The 22,529-nt window shown below is 57.9% G+C and carries 19 protein-coding genes; 2 read left to right on the top strand and 17 right to left on the bottom strand.

Translation table 11 applies throughout. The features are described from left to right. From ACR0D6_RS21805 to ACR0D6_RS21780, 6 genes are all read right to left on the bottom strand, one after another. The coding region (locus tag ACR0D6_RS21805) for a GTP-binding protein (RefSeq protein WP_170377556.1) at window positions 1-85 on the bottom strand (85 nt) is incomplete at its 3' end. A 60-nt stretch (window positions 86-145) separates the two neighbouring features. Next, complete coding sequence (gene fusA / locus ACR0D6_RS21800; RefSeq protein ID WP_480767077.1) at window positions 146-2,263, bottom strand: elongation factor G; 2,118 nt, start codon at window positions 2,261-2,263, stop codon at window positions 146-148. Window positions 2,264-2,281: 18 nt separating this feature from the next. After that, window positions 2,282-2,752, bottom strand: coding sequence for a 30S ribosomal protein S7 (gene rpsG, locus ACR0D6_RS21795; RefSeq protein WP_170446863.1), 471 nt, complete (start codon window positions 2,750-2,752; stop codon window positions 2,282-2,284). Between the two features lie 15 nt (window positions 2,753-2,767). Continuing rightward, entirely contained in the window at window positions 2,768-3,139 is a 372-nt protein-coding gene (rpsL, locus tag ACR0D6_RS21790) for a 30S ribosomal protein S12 (RefSeq protein ID WP_005621086.1), read from the bottom strand. Between the two features lie 339 nt (window positions 3,140-3,478). Beyond that, on the bottom strand, window positions 3,479-4,357 hold the full coding sequence (locus ACR0D6_RS21785; RefSeq protein WP_480767076.1) for a DMT family transporter: 879 nt from the start codon (window positions 4,355-4,357) through the stop codon (window positions 3,479-3,481). Window positions 4,358-4,495: 138 nt separating this feature from the next. Further along, entirely contained in the window at window positions 4,496-5,593 is a 1,098-nt protein-coding gene (locus tag ACR0D6_RS21780) for an alpha/beta hydrolase (RefSeq protein ID WP_480767075.1), read from the bottom strand. Between the two features lie 206 nt (window positions 5,594-5,799). On the opposite strand from ACR0D6_RS21780, the gene ACR0D6_RS21775 reads away from it, so the two are divergent. Continuing rightward, window positions 5,800-6,189 (top strand): nuclear transport factor 2 family protein, encoded by a 390-nt coding sequence (locus ACR0D6_RS21775; RefSeq protein WP_480767074.1) that lies wholly within the window; start codon window positions 5,800-5,802, stop codon window positions 6,187-6,189. Window positions 6,190-6,339: 150 nt separating this feature from the next. Here ACR0D6_RS21775 and rpoC read toward each other — a convergent pair whose 3' ends face one another. From rpoC to rplJ, 4 genes are all read right to left on the bottom strand, one after another. Continuing rightward, window positions 6,340-10,581 (bottom strand): DNA-directed RNA polymerase subunit beta', encoded by a 4,242-nt coding sequence (gene rpoC, locus ACR0D6_RS21770; protein WP_480767073.1) that lies wholly within the window; start codon window positions 10,579-10,581, stop codon window positions 6,340-6,342. Between the two features lie 50 nt (window positions 10,582-10,631). After that, window positions 10,632-14,768 carry a DNA-directed RNA polymerase subunit beta gene (gene rpoB / locus ACR0D6_RS21765; protein ID WP_170657112.1) on the bottom strand — a complete coding sequence of 1,379 codons (4,137 nt, stop codon included), beginning with the start codon at window positions 14,766-14,768 and terminating at the stop codon, window positions 10,632-10,634. 251 nt (window positions 14,769-15,019) lie between these two features. Further along, window positions 15,020-15,394, bottom strand: a complete 375-nt coding sequence (gene rplL, locus ACR0D6_RS21760; protein ID WP_170657115.1) for a 50S ribosomal protein L7/L12 — start codon at window positions 15,392-15,394, stop codon at window positions 15,020-15,022. Window positions 15,395-15,473: 79 nt separating this feature from the next. Next, complete coding sequence (rplJ, locus tag ACR0D6_RS21755; protein ID WP_170657118.1) at window positions 15,474-15,992, bottom strand: 50S ribosomal protein L10; 519 nt, start codon at window positions 15,990-15,992, stop codon at window positions 15,474-15,476. A gap of 527 nt (window positions 15,993-16,519) precedes the next feature. Here rplJ and ACR0D6_RS21750 point away from each other — a divergent pair. Then, window positions 16,520-17,008: a hypothetical protein gene (locus ACR0D6_RS21750; protein ID WP_480767072.1), complete on the top strand. Its 489-nt coding sequence runs from the start codon at window positions 16,520-16,522 to the stop codon at window positions 17,006-17,008. A gap of 138 nt (window positions 17,009-17,146) precedes the next feature. On the opposite strand, the gene rplA is transcribed toward ACR0D6_RS21750, so the two are convergent. From rplA to ACR0D6_RS21715, 7 genes are all read right to left on the bottom strand, one after another. Continuing rightward, window positions 17,147-17,845, bottom strand: coding sequence for a 50S ribosomal protein L1 (rplA, locus tag ACR0D6_RS21745; RefSeq protein ID WP_170427361.1), 699 nt, complete (start codon window positions 17,843-17,845; stop codon window positions 17,147-17,149). A gap of 1 nt (window position 17,846) precedes the next feature. Then, entirely contained in the window at window positions 17,847-18,296 is a 450-nt protein-coding gene (gene rplK, locus ACR0D6_RS21740; RefSeq protein ID WP_010440985.1) for a 50S ribosomal protein L11, read from the bottom strand. Window positions 18,297-18,566: 270 nt separating this feature from the next. Then, window positions 18,567-19,001, bottom strand: a complete 435-nt coding sequence (locus ACR0D6_RS21735) for a cytidine deaminase (protein WP_480767071.1) — start codon at window positions 18,999-19,001, stop codon at window positions 18,567-18,569. 108 nt (window positions 19,002-19,109) lie between these two features. Further along, a complete protein-coding gene (gene nusG / locus ACR0D6_RS21730; RefSeq protein ID WP_480732475.1) occupies window positions 19,110-19,643 on the bottom strand; it encodes a transcription termination/antitermination protein NusG in 534 nt (177 codons plus the stop codon). A 245-nt stretch (window positions 19,644-19,888) separates the two neighbouring features. Then, on the bottom strand, window positions 19,889-20,086 hold the full coding sequence (gene secE, locus ACR0D6_RS21725; protein ID WP_170657127.1) for a preprotein translocase subunit SecE: 198 nt from the start codon (window positions 20,084-20,086) through the stop codon (window positions 19,889-19,891). 101 nt (window positions 20,087-20,187) lie between these two features. After that, complete coding sequence (ccoS, locus tag ACR0D6_RS21720) at window positions 20,188-20,346, bottom strand: cbb3-type cytochrome oxidase assembly protein CcoS (RefSeq protein ID WP_480767070.1); 159 nt, start codon at window positions 20,344-20,346, stop codon at window positions 20,188-20,190. Window positions 20,347-20,350: 4 nt separating this feature from the next. Next, window positions 20,351-22,528, bottom strand: coding sequence for a heavy metal translocating P-type ATPase (locus tag ACR0D6_RS21715; RefSeq protein WP_480767069.1), 2,178 nt, complete (start codon window positions 22,526-22,528; stop codon window positions 20,351-20,353). Window position 22,529: the final 1 nt, after the last annotated feature.

Genomic DNA, 22,529 nt, shown 5'->3' with positions numbered 1-22,529 from the left:
TCAGCGTCGTTTTACCATGGTCAACGTGGCCAATCGTGCCGATGTTGACGTGCGGTTTTGTACGCTCAAACTTTTCCTTTGCCATGATGGCCTCCTTTTTCGGTAATGAAGGGAGCCCGTTAACCGAGCTCCCTCAAATCTTCGCTTATGCGTATTTCGCCTGAATCTCGTCCGAGATGTTCTGCGGAACCGGATCGTAGTGGTCGAACTGCATGGTGAACTGAGCACGGCCCGACGACATCGAACGCAGGGTGTTGATGTAGCCGAACATGTTCGCCAGCGGAACAAACGCGTCGATCGCGATTGCGTTGCCGCGTGGTTCCTGACCAGACACCTGGCCCCGACGCGAGGTCAGGTCGCCGATGATACCGCCGGTGTATTCTTCCGGGGTGATCACTTCGACCTTCATGATCGGTTCCAGCAGTTTCGCGCCAGCTTTGCGCATGCCTTCACGCATACACATCCGCGATGCGATTTCGAACGCCAGAACGCTCGAGTCAACGTCGTGGAATTTACCGTCCAGCAGGGCAACCTTGAAGTCGATCACGGGGAAGCCAGCCAGCGGGCCGCTGTCCATGACCGAATTGATGCCTTTTTCAACACCGGGGATGTATTCCTTCGGAACGGCACCACCAACGATGCGGCTCTCGAACGAATAGCCTTCGCCCGCCTCGGTCGGCTGGATCTCCAGCTTGACTTCGGCGAACTGACCCGAACCACCCGACTGTTTCTTGTGGGTGTAGGTGTGTTCGACAGGCATCGAGATGGTTTCACGGTATGCCACCTGAGGTGCACCGATGTTCGCCTCGACCTTGAACTCGCGCTTGAGACGGTCCACCAGGATGTCCAGGTGAAGTTCGCCCATGCCCTTCATGATGGTCTGACCCGATTCCAGGTCGGTTTCCACGCGGAAGGACGGGTCTTCGGCGGCCAGACGGGCCAGACCCTGGGACATCTTTTCCTGGTCGCCCTTTGTTTTGGGCTCAACCGCGATCTCGATCACCGGGTCGGGGAAGGTCATGGTTTCCAGAACCACCGGATCCTTCGCGTCACACAGGGTGTCACCAGTGGTGGTGTCTTTCAGACCCGCCAGCGCGATGATATCGCCTGCAAACGCTTCTTCGATCTCTTCCCGGTTGTTCGAGTGCATCATCATCATACGACCGATGCGCTCTTTCTTACCTTTAGTCGAGTTCAGGATCGAGTCACCCTTGTTCATGGTGCCCGAGTAGATCCGGGTGAAGGTCAGCGAGCCAACGAAGGGGTCGTTCATGATTTTGAACGCCAGGCCCGAGAAGGCCATGTTGTCGTCCGCACGACGTGCGATGTCACGAACTTCTTCCTCGTCGCCGGGTTTGAAGCCCATGTAATCGACAACGTCCAGCGGGCTGGGCAGATAGTCGATCACAGCGTTGAGCAGAGGCTGAACGCCTTTGTTCTTGAACGCCGAACCACCCAGAACCGGAACAAACGCGATGTCCAAGGTCCCTTTGCGCAGCAGGGCGCGCAGGGTCGGAACGTCGGGCTCATTGCCTTCCAGGTATTCCATCATCGCGTCGTCGTCCATTTCGACGGCCGCTTCGATCATCTTGCCGCGCCATTCGTCAGCCATGTCTTTCAGGCTGTCGCGGATCGGTGCTTTGATCCAGCTTGCGCCCAGATCTTCGCCCTGCCACAGCCACTCTTCCATGGTGACCAGGTCGATCAGGCCTTCCAGCTCGGACTCGGCGCCGATCGGAATACCAACCGGAACAGCGCGTGCGCCGGTGCGGTCTTCGATCATGCGAACGCAGTTGAAGAAGTCTGCGCCGATCTTGTCCATCTTGTTGACGAAAACCATACGCGGAACCTTGTAGCGGTCAGCTTGACGCCACACGGTTTCGGTCTGGGGCTCAACACCGGCGTTTGCGTCCAGTACGCAGACGGCACCGTCGAGAACCGCCAGCGAGCGTTCGACTTCGATGGTGAAGTCAACGTGGCCGGGGGTGTCGATGATGTTCAGGCGGTGCTTAGGGGTATCAGCGGTCTGACCGTCCTCGGTGCGCTCCCAGAAGGTGGTGGTCGCAGCCGAAGTGATGGTGATGCCGCGTTCCTGCTCCTGCTCCATCCAGTCCATGGTGGCTGCACCATCGTGCACCTCACCAATGTTGTGGGATTTACCAGTGTAGTACAGGATACGCTCCGAACAGGTGGTCTTACCTGCGTCGATGTGCGCCATGATACCGAAGTTACGGTACAGTTCGAGCGGATATTCGCGTGCCATTGGTCTAAGCCTCTCGGATTACCAACGATAATGGCTAAAGGCTTTGTTCGCCTCGGCCATCTTGTGGGTGTCTTCGCGTTTCTTGACGGCGGTACCGCGGGACTGAACGGCGTCCAGCAGCTCGCCGGCAAGGCGCTCTTCCATGGTGTTTTCGTTGCGGCCGCGCGCAGCAGTGATCAGCCAGCGGATGGCCAGTGCTTCGCGGCGCTCGGGGCGAACTTCGACCGGAACCTGATAGGTTGCACCACCAACCCGGCGCGAGCGAACCTCGACCGACGGTTTGATGTTGTCAAGCGCTTCGTGGAACACTTCGACAGGGGCGCGCTTGATCTTGGTCTCAACGCGGTCAAAGGCGTTGTAGACGATGCGCTCTGCGACCGACTTCTTGCCGTCGATCATCAGGTTGTTCATGAATTTGGTCAGAACCTTGTCGCCAAATTTGGCGTCAGGCAGAACTTCGCGTTTTTCGGCGGCGTGACGACGTGACATATCAGCCTCTCCTTCTTACTTGGGACGCTTCGCGCCGTATTTCGAACGACGCTGCTTACGGTCTTTGACGCCCTGAGTATCCAGAACACCGCGCAGGATGTGGTAACGCACACCGGGAAGGTCTTTTACACGGCCGCCACGGATCAGAACAACCGAGTGTTCCTGCAGGTTGTGGCTTTCACCGGGGATGTACGAGATGACCTCGAACCCGTTGGTCAGGCGCACCTTGGCAACCTTACGCATAGCCGAGTTCGGTTTCTTCGGTGTGGTGGTGTACACGCGGGTGCAAACGCCGCGCTTCTGCGGGCACTGCTCCAGGTGCATGGACTTCGAGCGTTTTACTTTCGGCTGCCGCGGCTTGCGGATCAGCTGTTGGATCGTTGGCATTCCGGTTATATCCCCGTTTTGCAACACACATGGCATGCACGCGTGATGCGTGCGGTTAAATTTGCTGCACTCATGCGTCCACAAGCGCAAAACCCGCGAGCGTTCCCATTCCGAGGTGAACGTCGCGGTTGGTTATCAGAGGGCGCGAACTGCAAAATTGTCCGGGCCTTGACCAGTTCATTACTGGAATCGGCTTCGGGGCGGCCCCCTGAACCGAGATGACGCGCGTATAGGGGGAGTCGGACCGGGTGTCAACAGCCGCGCCAGAACAGGGGCGGTAAGGACCGGTCCACGCGCTTATGAGGGCATCTGACCGGCATTGCAAGACGGTGCCGGATTTCAGTCTGCCTGCGTCCCGTCCTTGCTGACACGTTCCCGGAACAGGGTAAACAGGCCGGCGCCAACCACGAGCACCGCACCCAACATCGTGATCGCATCCGGCCAGTCACCAAAGACCAGCCACCCCAGACCCAATGCCCAGAGAACGCCGGAATAACGAAACGGCGCGACGAAACCCACCTCACCCACACGCATGACCATGACGCTGAATAGGTAGCCCAGCAGTACAAGCACCGCCGCCGAGGCAATCAGAATACCGATACCCACCGTCACTGGTGTCCAGCCGGTCACCACAGAGGCCACTCCGGCGCTGAGCGTAATGGTCAGCGAAGCCGCCAGTGTCACGACCATGGACGGAACCTCGACCGACATGCGCCGCGTTATCAGGTCCCGTACGGTGATCACGGCCACCGTAATCAATGCATAGACGGCATAGATGCTGAATCCGTCCGGTCCCGGGCGGACGATCAACAGCATTCCGAGAAATCCGACACCAATGGCGATCTTTCTGCGCCAGCCCACGGTTTCCCCAAAAAACAAGGCAGCCCCCAGAGTAACGGTCAGAGGCAGGGCCTGAAGCACCGCCGTGACGTTTGCCAAAGGCATATGCATCAGCGCAGTTAGGAAAAAGAGCGTGGCCAACAGTTCGCAAATAGATCGGATGGCGACAAGCCAGCGATCATGTCGCGGAAAGTTCAGGTGCAGCGCGCCCAGATGCCGCGCCAGAGTATAGATCAGAACCGTCGCCAGAACGCCGCGCATGGTGACCAGCTGAAACAGATGCATATCCTGGCCGACCAGCTTTACCAGTGTATCGTTCACGGTAAACGCCGCCATGCTGCCCATCATCAAGAGGGCGCCTTTCACGTTGGGTGTCATTCAGTCAAAGTCCGGAGATTCAGATATTGAGTATTGGTCAAATGTCTAAAGCCAACTGTCAATATCCCCACACAGATCGGACCAATGCAAATTGCAGACAACTGATTGGCGGCACCAATTCCCAAAAGCCGGATCGGTTCACGCATTCAAAAAGCTGATCGTTGCCTCCAAGAATGCCTCCCAATCCGGACTGGAAGGCATTGGAACATGATTTGCGGAATCAAGGATAAGAAGCTGGGATTCAGGAATGCCGGCCGCCAGCATTCGCGCTTGTTCAAGAGGGTGGATCCCGTCTCTGCGCGCATGCACGATTAGTGTTGGGGACTGCACTTGTGGAAGCAGGTCAACCACAGAAGCGTTGTTCATAGCCTGCCGCATTCTCAGAATATTTTCGGCAGGGCACGCTTCATTCATGATCTCGACAATGTCTTTTGCCAGGTCAAGTGGACCTTCCGGGAAATAAAGCAACGAGTACGCGAGAAGAAAGTTGCTGTCCGGGTTGTCCCAAGCTTCAGAGATCATACCAAACATTTCTTTTGTGCCGCTAGCTTCCGGTCGAAGATTGCGCCCTTCGGCGTATCCTCCATTCAGAACCATTGCTGAAACACGTTCTGGAAAGTGGGCCGCAAGGTAGATTGCAGACAGTGCAGAACCGGATTGGCTAAACAGCCCGAAACGATCAAGCCCTGCGGCATCGGCCACGCTGAGTATTTCGTGTGCCACAGCCTCAACCCCTGCGGACGCCATATCCAATTCGGATTGACCGCTGCCAACTTCGTCAAAGACGACCAATGTGTTTTGCGCGCAGATCGCATCAAATAGCGGGCGGAAGAACGGCGAGGACCAGTTCGCTTCGATACTGGTCCCGCCGAAGGTTGTGTAGATGATTGGCGGACCATCGCCCGCTATCGCATAAGCAAGGGACTTTTGCTCTCGGCTCTTGGTGAATCGGAGTCTTGGCGCCAGTGTTCTTTGGGGGTGTGGGGCGTCCACAACCTCAGCTTCTACAACTGCACAACAAGTAAAACCGCGCCGCGCGACCGTTCTGATAACAGCCTGCTTCTGCCCGTCGTCGTCCACTGCGCGCCGCGCCGATGCGACGCATGCACTAATCGCAGAGTCCGAGACCACGCGACCCTTCCAAATCTCGGCAATCAATCTGTCGCGTGTAATCAGCTCGCCCGCATTTTCAAGAAGGAGTCTGAGAAGATCGAAGACTTTTGGCTCAATTGGCACTGCTTCGCGAGACTTTGTCAGCGTGTGCCGATTTACGTCCAGCGTGAACTCACCAAACGTGTACCTCTCAGCGCCTCGGCCAGAGCCTCGTGTTGAAGCAGTGTAAACCACAATAAAATCCTAAGCGTTTCCACATGCCCTCCTCAAGCGCAATTACTCCGAATTTTCGATGATTGAGTCGCATGAAAATCTAAGAGGAGTACAAAATGAGCCCGACGACAATAATGCAAATGGCGCAGAGTTATACAAAGGCGTGGAACTCGAAGTCTCCGGATGCTGTCGCGTCGTTCTATGCACAGGACGGTGAAATCGTGATCAACCGAGGTGAACCTTGGTCTGGAAATTCCCGCGTGCGTGACATGGCGGCTGGTTTTTTTCGGGATGTGCCTGACTTGTCGCTGACATGCGATGATGTACGCATCTCGGAAGATCATGTTCTATTTTTGTGGACGTTTACAGGGCACGATGCTGCAACTGACCGGCCACTAAAGATCCATGGTTGGGAAGAATGGGACTTGAATGCCAATTTGAAGGTTCAGTCTTCGCAGGGTTGGTTTGACGCCAAGTCCTATGCGGAACAAGCGGGAAGTAGCTAGGCCCCCAAGCCAACCGAGCCTTGCGACCATCACTGTGAAAGACTGCTTTGCGGTGTCTTCCGAACATGGGCTTCCACGCTTGAAAGCACCTGCCCCAATAGAAAAGGCCCCGCAAATTGCGGGGCCTTTCCGGTAAGTATCTGACGTCAGTTACTCGCGGCTTTCCGGAGTTTCGACCAGTACGTCCAGCTCATCACCGATGATGTCGTCTTCCATGATCGGTGCTGCAAGGGCCGCTGCGGCCTCTGCTTCTTCCTGACGTGCCTCGATCACCACATTGTCGCGCTGCTGGGCGATATGGCGGACACGCTGTGTCGCACCACCGGTACCGGCAGGGATCAGACGTCCAACGATGACGTTCTCTTTCAGGCCAACCAGCTTGTCCTTCTTGCCCTGAACCGAAGCTTCGGTCAGCACGCGGGTGGTTTCCTGGAAGGACGCCGCCGAGATGAACGAACGTGTCTGCAGCGAGGCTTTGGTGATCCCCAAGAGGATCGGTTCGCCCTGAGCCGGACGTCCACCACGCGAGAGTGTCTTCTCGTTGGCTGCGTCAAACTCCTGCTTGTCGACATGCTCGCCTTTCAGCAGGGTGGTGTCGCCTGAATCCAGGATCTCCCACTTCTGCAGCATCTGGCGCACGATGACTTCGATGTGCTTGTCGTTGATCTTCACGCCCTGCAGACGATAAACGTCCTGCACCTCGTCGATCATGTAATCCGCCAGCGCTTCGACACCCATGATGGACAGGATGTCATGCGGAGCCGGGTTACCGTCCATCAGGTATTCACCCTTCTGGATAAAGTCACCTTCCGCGACCGGGATATGCTTGCCCTTGGGCACCATGTACTCGATCGGCTCCAGCGACTCGTCCGCCGGTTCGATGCTGATGCGGCGCTTGTTCTTGTAGTCGCGGCCAAAGCGCACGTAACCATCGGCTTCTGCGATGATCGCGTGATCTTTCGGGCGGCGGGCTTCGAACAGTTCGGCCACACGCGGCAGACCACCGGTGATGTCCTTGGTCTTGGCGCCTTCACGCGGGATACGCGCAACAACGTCACCGGCTTCGATGGTCTGGCCATCTTCGACCGACAGGATCGCATCCACCGACATCGGATAGTGAACCGGGTTGCCCGCATCGTTGCGGACCGGCTCGCCATCTTCACCGACCAGAATGATCTCGGGCTTGAGGTCGCTGCCTTTGGGGGCCGCGCGCCAGTCGATCACGATCTTCTGGGTCATACCGGTTGCTTCGTCGGTCTCGTCACGGACGGCAAGGCCCGAAACCAGGTCAACGTATTTCGCGGTACCAGCCTTTTCGGCGATGATCGGCAGGGTGTAGGGATCCCACTCGAACAGCTTGTCGCCACGCGCAACCTTGGTGCCGTCTTTGACGAACAGCTTGGAGCCGTAGCCCAGCTTGTGGCTGGCACGCTCTTCGCCGTGTTCGTCGTTGATCACCAGCTTCATGTTCCGGCCCATGACCAGGCTTTCGCCTGCGGAATTGACCAGAATCTGCGGGTTCTCAAAGACAACCACACCGTCCTGGCTGGCTTCCTGGAACGACTGCTGACCACCTTGCGCAACACCGCCGATGTGGAAGGTCCGCATCGTCAGCTGCGTACCGGGTTCACCGATGGACTGGGCGGCGATGATGCCGACAGCCTCACCCGTGTTCACCATGGTACCGCGTGCAAGGTCACGACCGTAGCAGGTTGCACAAACGCCTTCCTCGGACTCACAGGTCAGAGGCGAACGGATGCGCATCGACGCAACACCGGCTTCATCGATGGTGTCGGCCATGCGTTCGTCGATCAGCTGACCAGCGGCCACGATCACCTCGTCCGTACCCGGACGCAGAACATCGTCGGCCGAGACACGGCCCAGCACACGTTCGGCCAGCGAAGCGACAACCTCACCGTCGTTAACCGCTGCTTCCGCAGTGATCGCGCGCTCGGTTCCGCAGTCGATCTCACGAACGATGCAGTCCTGCGCCACGTCCACCAGACGACGGGTCAGGTAGCCCGAGTTCGCCGTCTTCAGAGCGGTATCCGACAGACCCTTACGGGCGCCGTGGGTCGAGTTGAAGTATTCAAGAACGGTCAGACCTTCCTTGAAGTTCGAGATGATCGGCGTTTCGATGATGTCGCCGTTCGGCTTGGCCATCAGGCCGCGCATGCCGCCCAGCTGCTTCATCTGCGTGACCGAGCCACGCGCACCCGAGTGGGCCATCATGTAGACCGAGTTCGGTTCCTGTTCGGCACCCGCGGCGTCACGTTCGGACGATGAGATCGTGCTCATCATCGCTTCGGTGACGCGGTCGTTACACTTGGACCAGGCGTCGACGACTTTGTTGTACTTTTCGCCCTGAGTGATCAGGCCATCCATGTACTGCTGTTCAAAGTCCTTAACCTGACCACGGGTATCGTCCACGATGCCCCATTTGCCATCGGGGATCACCATGTCGTCCTTGCCGAACGAGATACCGGCCTTGAAAGCCTCTTTGAAGCCCATCGACATGATCTGGTCACAGAAGATAACCGACTCTTTCTGACCGCAGTAGCGGTAGACGGTATCGATCACCTGCTGCACTTCTTTCTTCCGCAGCAGGCGGTTGACCAGATCGAAAGGCGCCTTGTTGTTCATCGGCAGCAACGCACCCAGACGCAGACGGCCCGGAGTGGTTTCATAACGCTTCTGAACTTCGTTGCCTTCGTCGTCGATCTGCATGATCCGCGCGGTGATTTTCGTGTGCAGATGCACCTCACCCGCGTCCAGCGCATGCTGAACTTCGTCGATCGAACCAAAGACCTTGCCTTCACCCGGCATGCCTTCGCGTTCCAGGGTCACATAGTAGAGACCCAGGATCATGTCCTGCGAAGGAACGATGATCGGTGCGCCGTTTGCAGGCGACAGAACGTTGTTCGTCGACATCATCAGAACACGGGCTTCCAGCTGTGCTTCAAGGCTCAGCGGAACGTGAACAGCCATCTGGTCACCGTCGAAGTCGGCGTTAAAGGCCGAACAGACCAGCGGGTGCAGCTGGATGGCTTTACCTTCGATCAGGACCGGCTCGAACGCCTGAATGCCAAGACGGTGCAGCGTCGGCGCACGGTTCAGCATGACAGGGTGTTCGCGGATCACCTCGTCGAGGATATCCCACACTTCGGGACGCTCTTTCTCGACTAGTTTCTTCGCCTGTTTCACGGTTGAAGACAGACCTTTGGCTTCAAGGCGCGAGTAGATGAACGGCTTGAACAGCTCCAACGCCATCTTCTTGGGCAGACCACACTGGTGCAGCTTGAGTTCCGGCCCGGTCACGATGACCGAACGGCCCGAGAAGTCGACGCGCTTACCCAGAAGGTTCTGACGGAAGCGGCCCTGTTTCCCTTTCAGCATGTCCGACAGCGATTTCAGCGGACGCTTGTTGGCGCCGGTGATCACGCGGCCACGACGGCCGTTGTCGAACAGAGCGTCAACGGATTCCTGCAGCATCCGCTTTTCGTTGCGGACGATAATGTCAGGCGCGCGCAGTTCGATCAGGCGCTTCAGACGGTTGTTCCGGTTGATGACGCGGCGATACAGATCGTTCAGATCCGAAGTCGCAAAACGGCCACCATCCAGCGGAACCAGCGGACGCAGTTCCGGCGGGATGACCGGGATCACGGTCATAACCATCCACTCGGGCCGGTTGCCCGATTCGAGGAAGGATTCAACGACCTTCAGACGTTTGATGATCTTCTTGGGCTTCAGCTCCCCGGTTGCTTCGGCCAGATCAGCGCGCAGCTGCTCGGCTTCGGCTTCCAGATCAATCTGGGCCAGCATCTCACGAATGGCTTCGGCACCGATATTCGCGGTGAACGCGTCCATGCCATAGGCATCCTGCGCATCCATGTACTCTTCTTCGGTCAGCATCTGGCCGTAGGTCAGGTCGGTCAGACCGGGCTCGATGACGACGTAGTTTTCAAAGTACAGAACGCGTTCCAGATCGCGCAGCGTCATGTCCAGCATCAGACCGATGCGGGACGGCAGCGACTTCAGGAACCAGATGTGTGCGACGGGCGCGGCCAGTTCGATGTGGCCCATACGCTCGCGGCGGACTTTCTGCAGGGTGACTTCCACACCGCATTTCTCGCAGACAACGCCGCGATACTTCATCCGCTTATATTTACCGCACAGACATTCGTAATCTTTGATCGGGCCAAAGATACGCGCGCAGAACAGGCCGTCACGCTCGGGCTTGAACGTCCGGTAGTTGATGGTTTCAGGTTTCTTGATCTCGCCATAGGACCAAGACAGGATCCGCTCAGGCGACGCCAGCGAGACCTTGATCTCGTCGAAAACCTTCGGCGGCGTCAGCGGGTTGAACGGGTTGTTGGTGATTTCCTGGTTCATTTGTTACCTCAAATCTTGCGGAAGGGGGGACGGGAGAAAGGGCAGCGCCCTTACTCCTCAACCTCCGCATCCAGGAGTTCCATATTCAGGCCGAGGCCACGGACTTCTTTCACCAGAACGTTGAACGATTCCGGTACGCCCGCTTCAAAGTTATCCTCGCCCTTGACGATCGACTCATAGACCTTGGTCCGGCCGGCGACGTCATCCGATTTCACCGTCAGCATCTCCTGCAGGGTGTAGGCGGCGCCGTAAGCTTCCAGAGCCCAGACCTCCATCTCACCAAAGCGCTGACCACCGAACTGCGCCTTACCACCCAGCGGCTGCTGGGTAACCAGGCTGTACGGCCCGGTCGAACGCGCGTGGATCTTGTCGTCCACCAGGTGGTGCAGTTTCAGCAGGTACTTGATGCCCACGGTCACCGGACGTGCAAACTGCTCGCCGGTGCGACCGTCGAACAGAACCGACTGACCGCTTTCCGAGAAGCCCGCACGTACCAGCGCGTCGTTGACATCCGCCTCTTTCGCGCCGTCAAAGACCGGGGTCGCGATCGGAACACCACGGGCCACGTTGCCCGCCGCCTCGATCAGGTGCCCTTCGTCCATGCCGCTGATGCCTTCTTCGTAGACATCCTCGCCATAGGCCAGCTTCATCGCCTCGCGGACCGGGGTCAGATCGCCGGAACGGCGGTATTCACCCAGTGCCTCGTCGATGTTCAGACCCAGACCGCGCGCGGCCCAACCCATATGGGTTTCAAGGATCTGGCCTACGTTCATACGCGAGGGCACACCCAGCGGGTTCAGACAGAAGTCGACCGGCGTACCATCGGCCAGGAACGGCATGTCTTCCATCGGAACAACCTTGGAGATCACACCCTTGTTCCCGTGACGACCGGCCATCTTGTCGCCCGGCTGCAGCTTGCGCTTAACAGCGATGAAGACTTTGACCATCTTCATCACACCCGGCGGCAGGTCGTCGCCGCGACGGACCTTTTCGACCTTGTCCTCGAAACGGGCGTCCAGAGCACGCTTGAGCACTTCGTACTGTTCGTTCAGAGCCTCGACAACCTGCGCGTCCTGCTCGTCTTCCAGTGCCAGCTGCCACCACTGACCGCGGGTCAGGGTTTCCAGCAGCTCCTCGGTGATCACCGAACCAGCCTTGACGCCTTTCGGGCCTTTGACAGCGGTTTTACCCAGGATCATGCCCTGTAGACGCGCATAGATGTTGCGGTCAAGGATCGCCAGTTCGTCGTCCCGGTCGCGGGCCAGACGTTCGACTTCCTCACGCTCGATCTGCAGCGCACGTTCGTCTTTCTCGACGCCGTGACGGTTGAAGACGCGGACCTCGACCACGGTACCGTAATCGCCCGGCTTCACGCGCAGCGAGGTGTCGCGCACGTCAGATGCTTTCTCACCAAAGATGGCGCGCAGCAGCTTTTCTTCCGGGGTCATCGGGCTTTCGCCCTTCGGTGTGATCTTGCCGACCAGAATATCGCCCGGTTCAACATCCGCACCGATGTAAACGATGCCCGCCTCGTCGAGGTTACGCAGCGCTTCTTCACCGACGTTCGGGATATCGCGGGTGATCTCTTCCGGACCCAGCTTGGTGTCACGGGCGGCGACTTCGAATTCCTCGATATGGACCGAGGTAAAGACGTCGTCACGCGCGATACGCTCCGAGATCAGGATCGAGTCTTCGTAGTTGTAACCGTTCCACGGCATGAACGCGACGACCACGTTCTTACCAAGGGCCAGTTCACCCATATCGGTCGACGGGCCGTCGGCAATGACCTCGCCCTTCTGGACGGTGTCACCCACCTTGATCAGCGGACGCTGGTTGATGCAGGTGTTCTGGTTCGAACGCTGGAATTTGCGCAGACGATAGATGTCAACGCCAGCGTCGCCCAGTTCCAGATCCTCGGTGGCGCGGATAACGATACGCTGGGCATCGACCTGGTCGATGATACCTGCGCGTTTCGCCTGAATTGCAGCGCCCGAGTCGATCGCAACCTTTTCCTCGATCCCGGTACCGACCAGCGGCGCCTCGGCCCGCAGCAGCGGAACCGCCTGACGTTGCATGTTCGAGCCCATCAGAGCGCGGTTGGCGTCGTCATTTTCAAGGAACGGAATCAGCGATGCGGCGACCGAAACCAGCTGTTTCGGCGACACGTCGATCAGGTCCACATTCTCGCGCGGGGCGAGGGTGTAGTCACCGGCCTGACGGGTCGAAACCAGATCGTTGATGAACTTGCCATCCGCATCCAGCGTCGCGTTCGCCTGCGCCACGGTGTGACGCATTTCCTCGGTCGCGGACATGTAGTGAACCTCATCGGTCACCTCGGCGTCTTTAACAACGCGATACGGTGTTTCGATGAAGCCGTACTTGTTCACTCGGGCAAAGGTGGCCAGCGAGTTGATCAGACCGATGTTCGGACCTTCCGGCGTTTCAATCGGGCACATCCGACCATAGTGGGTCGGGTGCACGTCGCGAACCTCAAAGCCCGCACGCTCACGTGTCAGACCACCCGGGCCAAGCGCCGAGAGACGGCGTTTGTGGGTAACCTCGGACAGCGGGTTGGTCTGGTCCATGAACTGCGACAGCTGCGACGAGCCGAAGAATTCGCGGACAGCAGCCGCAGCCGGTTTCGCGTTGATCAGGTCCTGCGGCATGACGGTGTCGATCTCGACCGACGACATACGCTCTTTGATCGCGCGCTCCATGCGCAGCAGGCCGACGCGGTACTGGTTTTCCATCAGTTCGCCGACCGAACGCACACGACGGTTGCCGAGGTGGTCGATATCGTCGATGTCGCCCTTGCCGTCACGCAGTTCCACCAGCGCCTTGATGCAGGCCACGATGTCTTCGCGGCGCAGGGTGCGCAGGGTATCCGGCGCGTCCAGAGCCAGACGCATGTTCATCTTCACCCGGCCAACGGCGGACAGGTCATAACGCTCGCTGTCGAAGAACAGGGTGTCGAACAGGGCCGACGCGGCCTCGACGGTGGGCGGCTCGCCCGGGCGCATGACGCGGTAGATGTCCATCAGCGCGCTTTCACGGTTCAGGTTCTTGTCCTGAGCCATGGTATTGCGCATGTAGGGGCCGACGTTAACGTTGTCGATGTCCAGAACCGGAATGTCGGTGATGCCCGCATCCATCAGCTCTTTGACGGTGCCACCGATCAGATCGCCGTCCTTGTCATATTCCAGCGTCAGTTCATCACCGGCTTCGACATAGATCGCGCCGTTTTCTTCATTGATGATGTCCTTGGCGACGTATTTGCCAACGATGTGATCGAACGGAACCAGCAGGTCAGTGACGCTGCCTTCATCGATCAGCTTCTTGACCGCGCGCGGAGTGACCTTCTTGCCTGCTTCGGCAATCACTTCACCGGATTTCGCGTCGATCAGATCATAGGTAGGACGGGTACCGCGCACACGCTCGGGGAAGAACGGCGTGACCCAGCCCTTCTTCTTGTCCAGCTTGTAGGACACGGTGTTGTAATAGGCGTCCATGATCGCTTCCTGATCCAGACCCAGCGCATACAGCAGGGTCGTCACAGGCAGTTTGCGGCGACGGTCGATACGAGCGAATACGATGTCCTTGGCGTCGAACTCAAAGTCCAGCCAGCTGCCGCGATACGGGATGATGCGGCAGGCAAACAGCAGCTTGCCCGAGGAATGGGTCTTGCCCTTGTCGTGGTCGAAGAACACGCCGGGCGAACGGTGCATCTGGGACACGATCACACGCTCGGTGCCGTTCACGATGAACGTCCCGTTCGGCGTCATCAGGGGCATGTCCCCCATGAACACGTCTTGTTCCTTGATGTCCTTGACCGACTTGGCGCCGGTGTCTTCGTCGACATCAAATACGATCAGGCGCAGAGTGACCTTGAGCGGCGCGCTGTAGGTCATGTCGCGCTGCATGCACTCTTCGACGTCATATTTGGGTTTTTCCAGATCGTATTTCACGAACTCCAGAACGGAGGTTTCGTTGAAATCCTTGATCGGGAAAACCGACTGGAACACACCTTTGATGCCTTCGCCGTCAGTGGGCTGCTCTGCATCGCCGGAGCGCAGGAAAAGATCATAAGAAGATTTCTGGACCTCAATGAGGTTCGGCATCTCCAGCACTTCGCGGATTTTGCCGTAATATTTACGAAGACGTTTCTGGCCAAGGAACGTTTGAGCCATGTCAGATGTCACCTTTCGATGTTCTCAGCGGGCAAAGACACCGTCGGGCCCCGGCGCCTTGCACATTAGAGACGACACGTCCGGATCAATTCATGGCCACCGTCCCGAGTGGCGGCCTCCCGATCCGCGAACCGCGTCTTAGAAAATGCCCCAGATCATGAGGCCCTTTCTAAGACAGGTTCGGCTGGACCCGGATTTCTCCGGACCCAGCCAAATTCTGCGGTGCATCAGCGACGCACCAGACAAAGGGCTTAGGCCAGTTCGACCTCTGCGCCAGCTGCTTCCAGCTTGCCTTTGACTTCTTCGGCTTCGTCTTTCGACACGCCTTCTTTGATCTTGCCGCCGGCTTCGACCAGTTCCTTGGCTTCTTTCAGGCCCAGACCGGTGATGCCGCGAACTTCTTTGATCACGTTGATTTTCGAAGCGCCGGCGTTCTTCAGAACGACGTCGAATTCGGTTTTTTCTTCCTCAGCAGCGCCACCGGCGTCGCCAGCAGCAGCCATGACAACTGCGCCGCCTGCTGCGGGCTCGATGCCGTACTCGTCTTTGAGGATGGTTTTCAGTTCTTGTGCTTCCAGCAGGGTCAGACCCACGATGCTTTCAGCGAGTGCTTTCAGATCAGCCATTGTATCAGCTCTTTCCGTTTACAGTGTGTGTTCCAACGTCAGGGTGTTCACCCCACGCAGATCATTCAGTGCCAACCGCTTACGCAGCTTCCGCCTTCTCTTCGATGGTGGACAGGATGCTTGCGATGTTGCTTGCAGGTGCGCCAATTGCGCCAGCGATGTTCGAAGCAGGTGCGCCGATCATGCCCGCGATGGTAGCAATAAGCTCCTCGCGCGACGGCATTTTCGACACGGCTTCGACGCCGGCACGGTCCAGAGCGTTCTCGCCCATTGCACCGCCAAGGATTTCGAACTTCTTGTTCTCCTTGGCGAAGTCCTCGGCCACCTTGGCTGCTGCCACGGGGTCCTCGGAATAGGTCAGAACGGTCATACCCGTCAGCAGGTCGGCCATGCTTGCACACGGCTTACCCTCGAGGGCGATTTTGGCGAGCCTGTTCTTGGCAACACGCACAGACCCACCCGCTTCGCGTGCACGCGCGCGCAGGTCCTGCATCTCGGCAACTGTCAGACCGACGTAGTGGGCAACCACAACGACGCCAGAGCTTTCGAAGATCTGGCCGAGTTCCTCGACCACTTTCTCTTTCTGGGCTCTATCCACAGTTCTCTCCAAGTTAGGGATGATATCTCACCCCGGCTCATATTTGCCGCGGCTTACGCCCCGGCGTTCAGGTCCGTTGTTACGGGGTTGAGCCAAAATTCGCCCGAGGGATGGACCCTCGAATTCTTTGGTCTTTCCCGTCTCAGGCAGGGAATTAAGGGACCGAACGGACCCACCCACCGTCTTGGACGAAACGAAATAAAGCGCACGACGAATCGCACGCTTTATTCCGCAGCCCTACTTAGGCCAGATAGCGGGGGTTTCCAAGGGGTAAATTGGCGACAACAACCAGAAACCAAACCAATGAGAAAATGACCGCGAGCGAGCATACGCCCAAACGATAGGCCGCGATTGGTTCGGTAAAACAAAGTGGCCAACGGGAATGGAAGAAGTATCGGCGATTGTACCGCTCTAGCCGAGTGTATCAACGAAGGTTACGACTTTGCAACATTTGGCAACACACCGTAACGTGTAGTGGTATGGATGAAGAATTTTTGCTGCTTTAAAAAAATTGGAGAAATTAGGGAATGAAAATCATCATTGACGTCTTGGAATGGATTGGAGACAGCGGACCGCGGCTGTTCACAGCACTCATAGTTATTTCTGTTTTCGTCTTGTATTCGTTTTTTCGCAGTGAGGCGACTTGGGCAAAGGTGTTTGCAATACTGTTACTATTTGTGGGTGTAGGAGCTCTCGTCGTTTACGCGGATGGAGGATTTGATCGCTATGGAACCGATCAACAAGATGTAGAACAACAAATCATGGTCAAACTTGAACAGAATGAAAACCGATATGGCTATCGTTTCCAAAGTGAATGCGAAGAAGCACTCGATATGAAGTTTAGGATTGGAGAAACGCCCGACTGTGACTTGTTGCCTACACTCAAATCCATCGTGGATAGGGAAATCTCCGCGTCAGGCATCGGCGATGAAGATGCATGGTCACTTCGAGAAGACCTTGTACTTCTATATAACCTAGATTGCGAAGCCGTAAGAGGTCCTTCTCGATTTTGTTGAGTATACATCGAGTCGACACTTTTCATGATGAGCTTGAGCCAAACCCTCTTCGATAAAAGTATGGTAGCTCTTAAATGACAAAGATCCCGGGCGGTTCGCACCACCCGGGATCAAATCTTCAAACCTGAACGCCTGGGCTTATTCGCCCGAAGCGGCAGCCACATCCAGAGTCACGCCTGGGCCCATGGTCGAGCTCAGCGCGATTTTCTTCATGTAGGTGCCTTTGGCGCCCGACGGCTTGGCCTTGGCAACAGCCGAGACGAAAGCACGAACGTTTTCGGCCAGCTTGGCTTCGTCAAACGACGCTTTGCCAACTCCGGCGTGCACAACGCCGCCTTTTTCCGCCTTGAACTGAACTTCACCGCCCTTGGCTGCTTCCACGGCCGCTTTCACGTCCATGGTCACGGTGCCGACCTTGGGGTTCGGCATCAGGTTGCGGGGGCCCAGGACCTTACCCAGACGACCGACGATCGGCATCATGTCCGGGGTGGCGATGCAGCGATCGAATTCGATGGTGCCGCCCTGGATGGTTTCCATCAGGTCTTCTGCGCCAACGATATCCGCGCCTGCTTCTTTCGCTTCGTCCGCCTTGGGGCCGCGAGCGAAAACAGCAACGCGCATCGCTTTGCCGGTGCCGTTGGGCAAGCCGACAACGCCACGAACCATCTGGTCTGCGTGACGAGTGTCAACGCCCAGGTTCAGTGCGATTTCGATGGTCTCGTCGAATTTCGAGGTTGCGTTGGCCTTGACCAGAGCGACCGCTTCTTCAACCGACAGGTTTTCCTTGCCGGCGACAGCTTCGCGCGCAGCGCGGGTACGTTTACCGAGTTTTGCCATCTTACTTCACCTCGATGCCCATGGAGCGGGCCGAGCCCAGGATGATCTGCATTGCGCCTTCGACGTCGTTGGCGTTCAGATCTTTCATCTTGGCTTCGGCGATTTCGCGAACCTGCTTGGAGGTCACGGTTGCCACGGTTTCACGACCGGGGTTTTCCGCGCCGCGGGGGCGGTTCCGCTTGCCAACCGGCTTCAGACCAGCCGCTTTTTTCAGGTAGTAAGACGCGGGCGGCGTCTTGATGTCCATGGTAAAGGACTTGTCCTGATAATAGGTGATCACGGTCGGGCACGGAGCGCCGGGCTCCATGTCTGCGGTCTTGGCGTTGAACGCCTTGCAGAATTCCATGATGTTGATGCCGCGCTGACCCAGCGCCGGACCAACTGGCGGCGACGGGTTCGCCTGACCTGCAGGAACCTGCAGCTTCATTGTACCAGCAAGCTTCTTGGCCATTTGGTTTTCCTTTCAACTCGGTTGGGGCGCGCCCCGACCAGATTATGTTGCGTGGTCCGATCCGGGATCGCGATCCCAGCAACCTCCCACGAGAGAATCTCGCCCGAAGACGATAGAGGCGGCGTTTATAGGGGAATGGTGGGGTTGGCAAGTGGCCTGCCACACAATTTAGTTGGATGGCCTTGCACGCGAAATCAAGCTTCGCACCCTCATGGCGTGACGCAAGCAAAATAGATCGCAACGCAGAAACAGGAGGCAGATTTCCCCGCGTCAGAATGCTTGATTGTTGGGTTTTTGCTCTGTCCAGTTTTGCCGGTACTTTTCTGGTAGTAGCTCAGAGATCGTCCTGACTTCGAACCTTTGGTTTTCACCGGGAACAAGCACTCTTGCCTCAGGTGCGTAGTCCGAGATCATCTCGCGACACATACCACACGGGGTGACAACGCGGACAATCCCATCCTGCGAGTGGTAGACTGCAACAATCGTGTCGATCTCTGACGATCCATGCTGAGTAACCGCGCGGCCCAATGCGACGGCTTCGGCGCAAATGACGATCCGGCCGACGTTTGCCTCAATGTGAACGCCGGTCACCACTTCTCCTGATCTGAGGCGCAATGCCGCTCCGACTACGTGCCAATCCGGTATGAAGCGAGACACGATCGCCGCCTTTGCAGCTTCGACCAACTCAAAATCCGAATCCTTCATCTCACCTCCCAAGACAAAGGAGACTGAAGTTTAGCATTTTCAGTAGATACCAAATAAAAAACCGCGCTGCACAGGGCATCGCGGCTTTCATTTCTCTCAGCAGAATTCTTAGCTCTGCTTCGTGACCTGCATGAAATCCAGTTCGACCGGTGTTTCCCGGCCAAAGATCGAAACAGAAACTTTCAGTTTCTGGTTCTCGTCGTCCACGCCTTCGACCATGCCGTCGAAATCCTCGAACGGGCCGTCGTTGACCTTGACCTTCTCGCCCACCTCGAAGCTGATCATCAGCTTGGGCGTTTCCTCACCTTCCTGAACGCGGTTGAGGATCTGGTTCACCTCAGCGTCGCGCATCGGCATCGGGCGACCCTGCGGGCCCAGAAAACCGGTGACGCGGTTGATCGAATTGACCAGGTGATATCCTTGGTCGGACATTTCCATATGCACCAGCACATAGCCGGGCATGAAACGGCGTTCGGTCGTGACTTTCTTGCCCCGGCGCACCTCGATCACCTCTTCGGTGGGCACCAGTACTTCGTCGATATCGTCCTCAAGGCCCTGCTCGGCCACGGACGTGCGGATCTGTTCTGCGATCTTCTTTTCAAAGTTGGAAAGAACGCTGACCGAGTACCACCGTTTCGCCATGAACTTGCCGTCCTTGTTTACCTTTGGCACATTCACATTTCGAATGTACCCGTTATTGAAATCCATTCGCGGCCCCGCCGCGCTGTCCGGAACAAAAAGCGGCGCGCAACCCGAATCGCCGCACGCCTGTCCCGAAAGTTACCGCGTCAACTACTCTCACACGGCGCATTGCGCAAGGGGCAATGGGTATCACAAAGGTGAACGCACCATGGAGCCAGGCTCGGGCCGCAGCCTTTTATCCGGGCTTAGCCGAAGGCGCCGAGAATCAGTTGCAGACCGCCGCGGATACCAAGATCGACCAAAGCAAAGAAAACAGCCGTCAGCGCCGCCATGATGAACACCATGACCGTAGTCAACAGCACCTCGCGACGGGTAGGCCAGACGACCTTTGCAACTTCGGCGCGGACCTGCTGAATGAACTGGATCGGGTTGATGGTGGCCATTTGGCATAACTCTCTGCTAGCGGATGGGCCGGACATAGCCGGGCATTGCGGCAATTTCAAGGGTGGCTATCGCGTGGTGCGATTGTGATTTCTGCAGCAGATCACGGTTTCGGGCGATCATCCCATTCATCGCTGAGTATACGTCGGGCATCCCCTTCGGGGTCCTCATACTGATTTGTCCGCACGGTATAGACGAACGCAACCAGACCGACGCCACCCAACAACAGCGAAATGGGGATCAGATAAGCCAGCACTTCCATCACGTCACCTCAAGCGCAAAGCGTTCAACGATACCGTAATCGATGAGGTCGACATCGCCAATGCGGCAATCAGTGGCGTTGCCAGCCCCGCGACCGCCAGAGGGACCGCAATCACGTTGTAAACAGTGGCAATCCGAAAGTTCTCTCTGATCCGCCGGGTTGCCCTGACGGCCGTGTCACACGCATCCGAAATCGGTGACAGGTCGTTGCCCAGCAGGACGATATCCGAAGCAACCCGTGCTGCATCCAGCGCCGAAGCGGGCGAGATCGACACATGCGCCGCCGCCAGCGCGGCGGTATCGTTCAGGCCATCCCCGACCATGAGAACCTTCTGCCCCTGATCCCCCAGTTCCTGAACATAGCGGGCTTTGTCCTGCGGAAGCGCTTCGGCAACCCAGTCCGCAATTCCCAGACGATCAGCAAGGGCCTGAACTGCGCCCTGAGAATCGCCTGAAACCAGAAGAACGGTCTTGCCAGCAGTCTTGAACGCATTGACAGCGCTCTCTGCGCCCGGCCGCAACGCGTCCGAGTAGAGAAATGCGACCGGCGCCTGCGTCCCAACGGCCAGCCATGCCGCCGTCTGGGCCCCCTGTTTTCCTCCGGTCCAGGCGGCCCGGCCCAATCTCACACGCTGGCCCCGAAACATCCCTTCGGTGCCGAAACCGGGGACTTCAGCGATTTCCTGAACATTTGCTGGCCTTATGCCGGCCTCACGGGCCGCCTTAGACAAGGCCACTGACAGCGGATGCGAGGACGCGTCGGCCAATGCAAGCGCAACCTCAAGATCACCACGCGCGTGATCCCCAAGGTTGGTCAGTTCCGGTGTGCCTGCGGTCAAAGTACCGGTCTTATCGAAAACAACGGTATCCACCTCGGCCAACCGCTCAAGGGCCGTCGCGTGCTTGATCAGCATGCCGCGCCGAAACAGACGACCCGAGGCAGCGGTTGTGACGGCCGGAACAGCCAGACCCAAAGCACAGGGGCATGTAATGATCAGAACAGCCGCCGCAATGTTCAGCGCCGTGCGGACGTCACCGGAATAGATGTACCAGCCAACAAAGCTCAGCGCGGACAGGATGTGCACCCCCGGCGCGTACAGTTTGGCCGCCTTGTCCGCCAGCGACGTGTACCGCGAACGGCCCGATTCCGCGATGGCAACCAGATCGGCCATCCGGTGCAGCGACGTGTCTTCACCAACTGCAGTTGCACGGATCGTCAGCGGGCCGGTCAGGTTGACCTCGCCCGCACTGACCTTCAGCCCGGCCTCCGCAAAAACCGGCAGCGTCTCACCTGTCAGAAGCGAACGGTCGAGTTCAGACTGCCCCGACACGATTTCGCCATCCACCGGCATCCGGCCGCCCGGGCGTACCAAAATCAAATCGCCTACGTTCAGCGAGGCAACGGCAACCTCTTCCTCAACGCCATTCACAAGCCTCGTTGCCCGGGGAACCTCCAGCGCGGTCAGCTCTTCGGCTGCAGACCGGGCCGCAGCTCGGGTGCGGTAATCCAGATAACGCCCCGCCAGCAGGAAAAACGTAAGGGTCAGCGCCGCGTCGAAATAGGCATGCTCGCCGCTCAGCGCCGTTTCCCACAGGGACGTGACCAGAGCCAGCAGGATCGCCAGAACAATCGGCACGTCCATATTCAGCCGCCTGACCCGCAACGCCGACCATGCATTCGCAAAGAACGGTTTTGCCGAAAACGCGATTGCGGGCAGTGCAATGGCTGCCGAAATCCAGTGGAACATATCGCGGGTCGCATCCGTCGCGCCGGACCAGACCGAGACGGACAGCAGCATGACATTCATCGACGCGAATCCGGCAACCGCCAACCGCATCAGCAGATCACGCCCGGCCCGGTCCGTTTGTGTGGCCGACAATGCTCCGGGGTCCAGTTCATGCGCCTCGTACCCGGCGCCTTCCAGCACGGGGATCAGATCAGATGCCTGAATACCTGGCTCGGCCTGAATCATCGCACGCTTCAGGGTCAGGTTGACCCTTGCGTTCCCGACGCCCGGACAGGCGTTCAGCACCCGCTCGACGGTGGCGATACAGGCCGAACAGTGAATCCCGGGCAGCGACAGCGCAATTTGCACGTCTTCCCGGATTGGCCTTGCGGGTTCGGTCGGGGCCGCAAGGCATCCGGGGCAAGCCGCTGTGCCAGAACTGACATCCGCAGCCATC

The organism is Ruegeria sp. BJ6, assembly GCF_056537885.1.
This window is presented reverse-complemented; position numbering and strand designations above follow the sequence as displayed.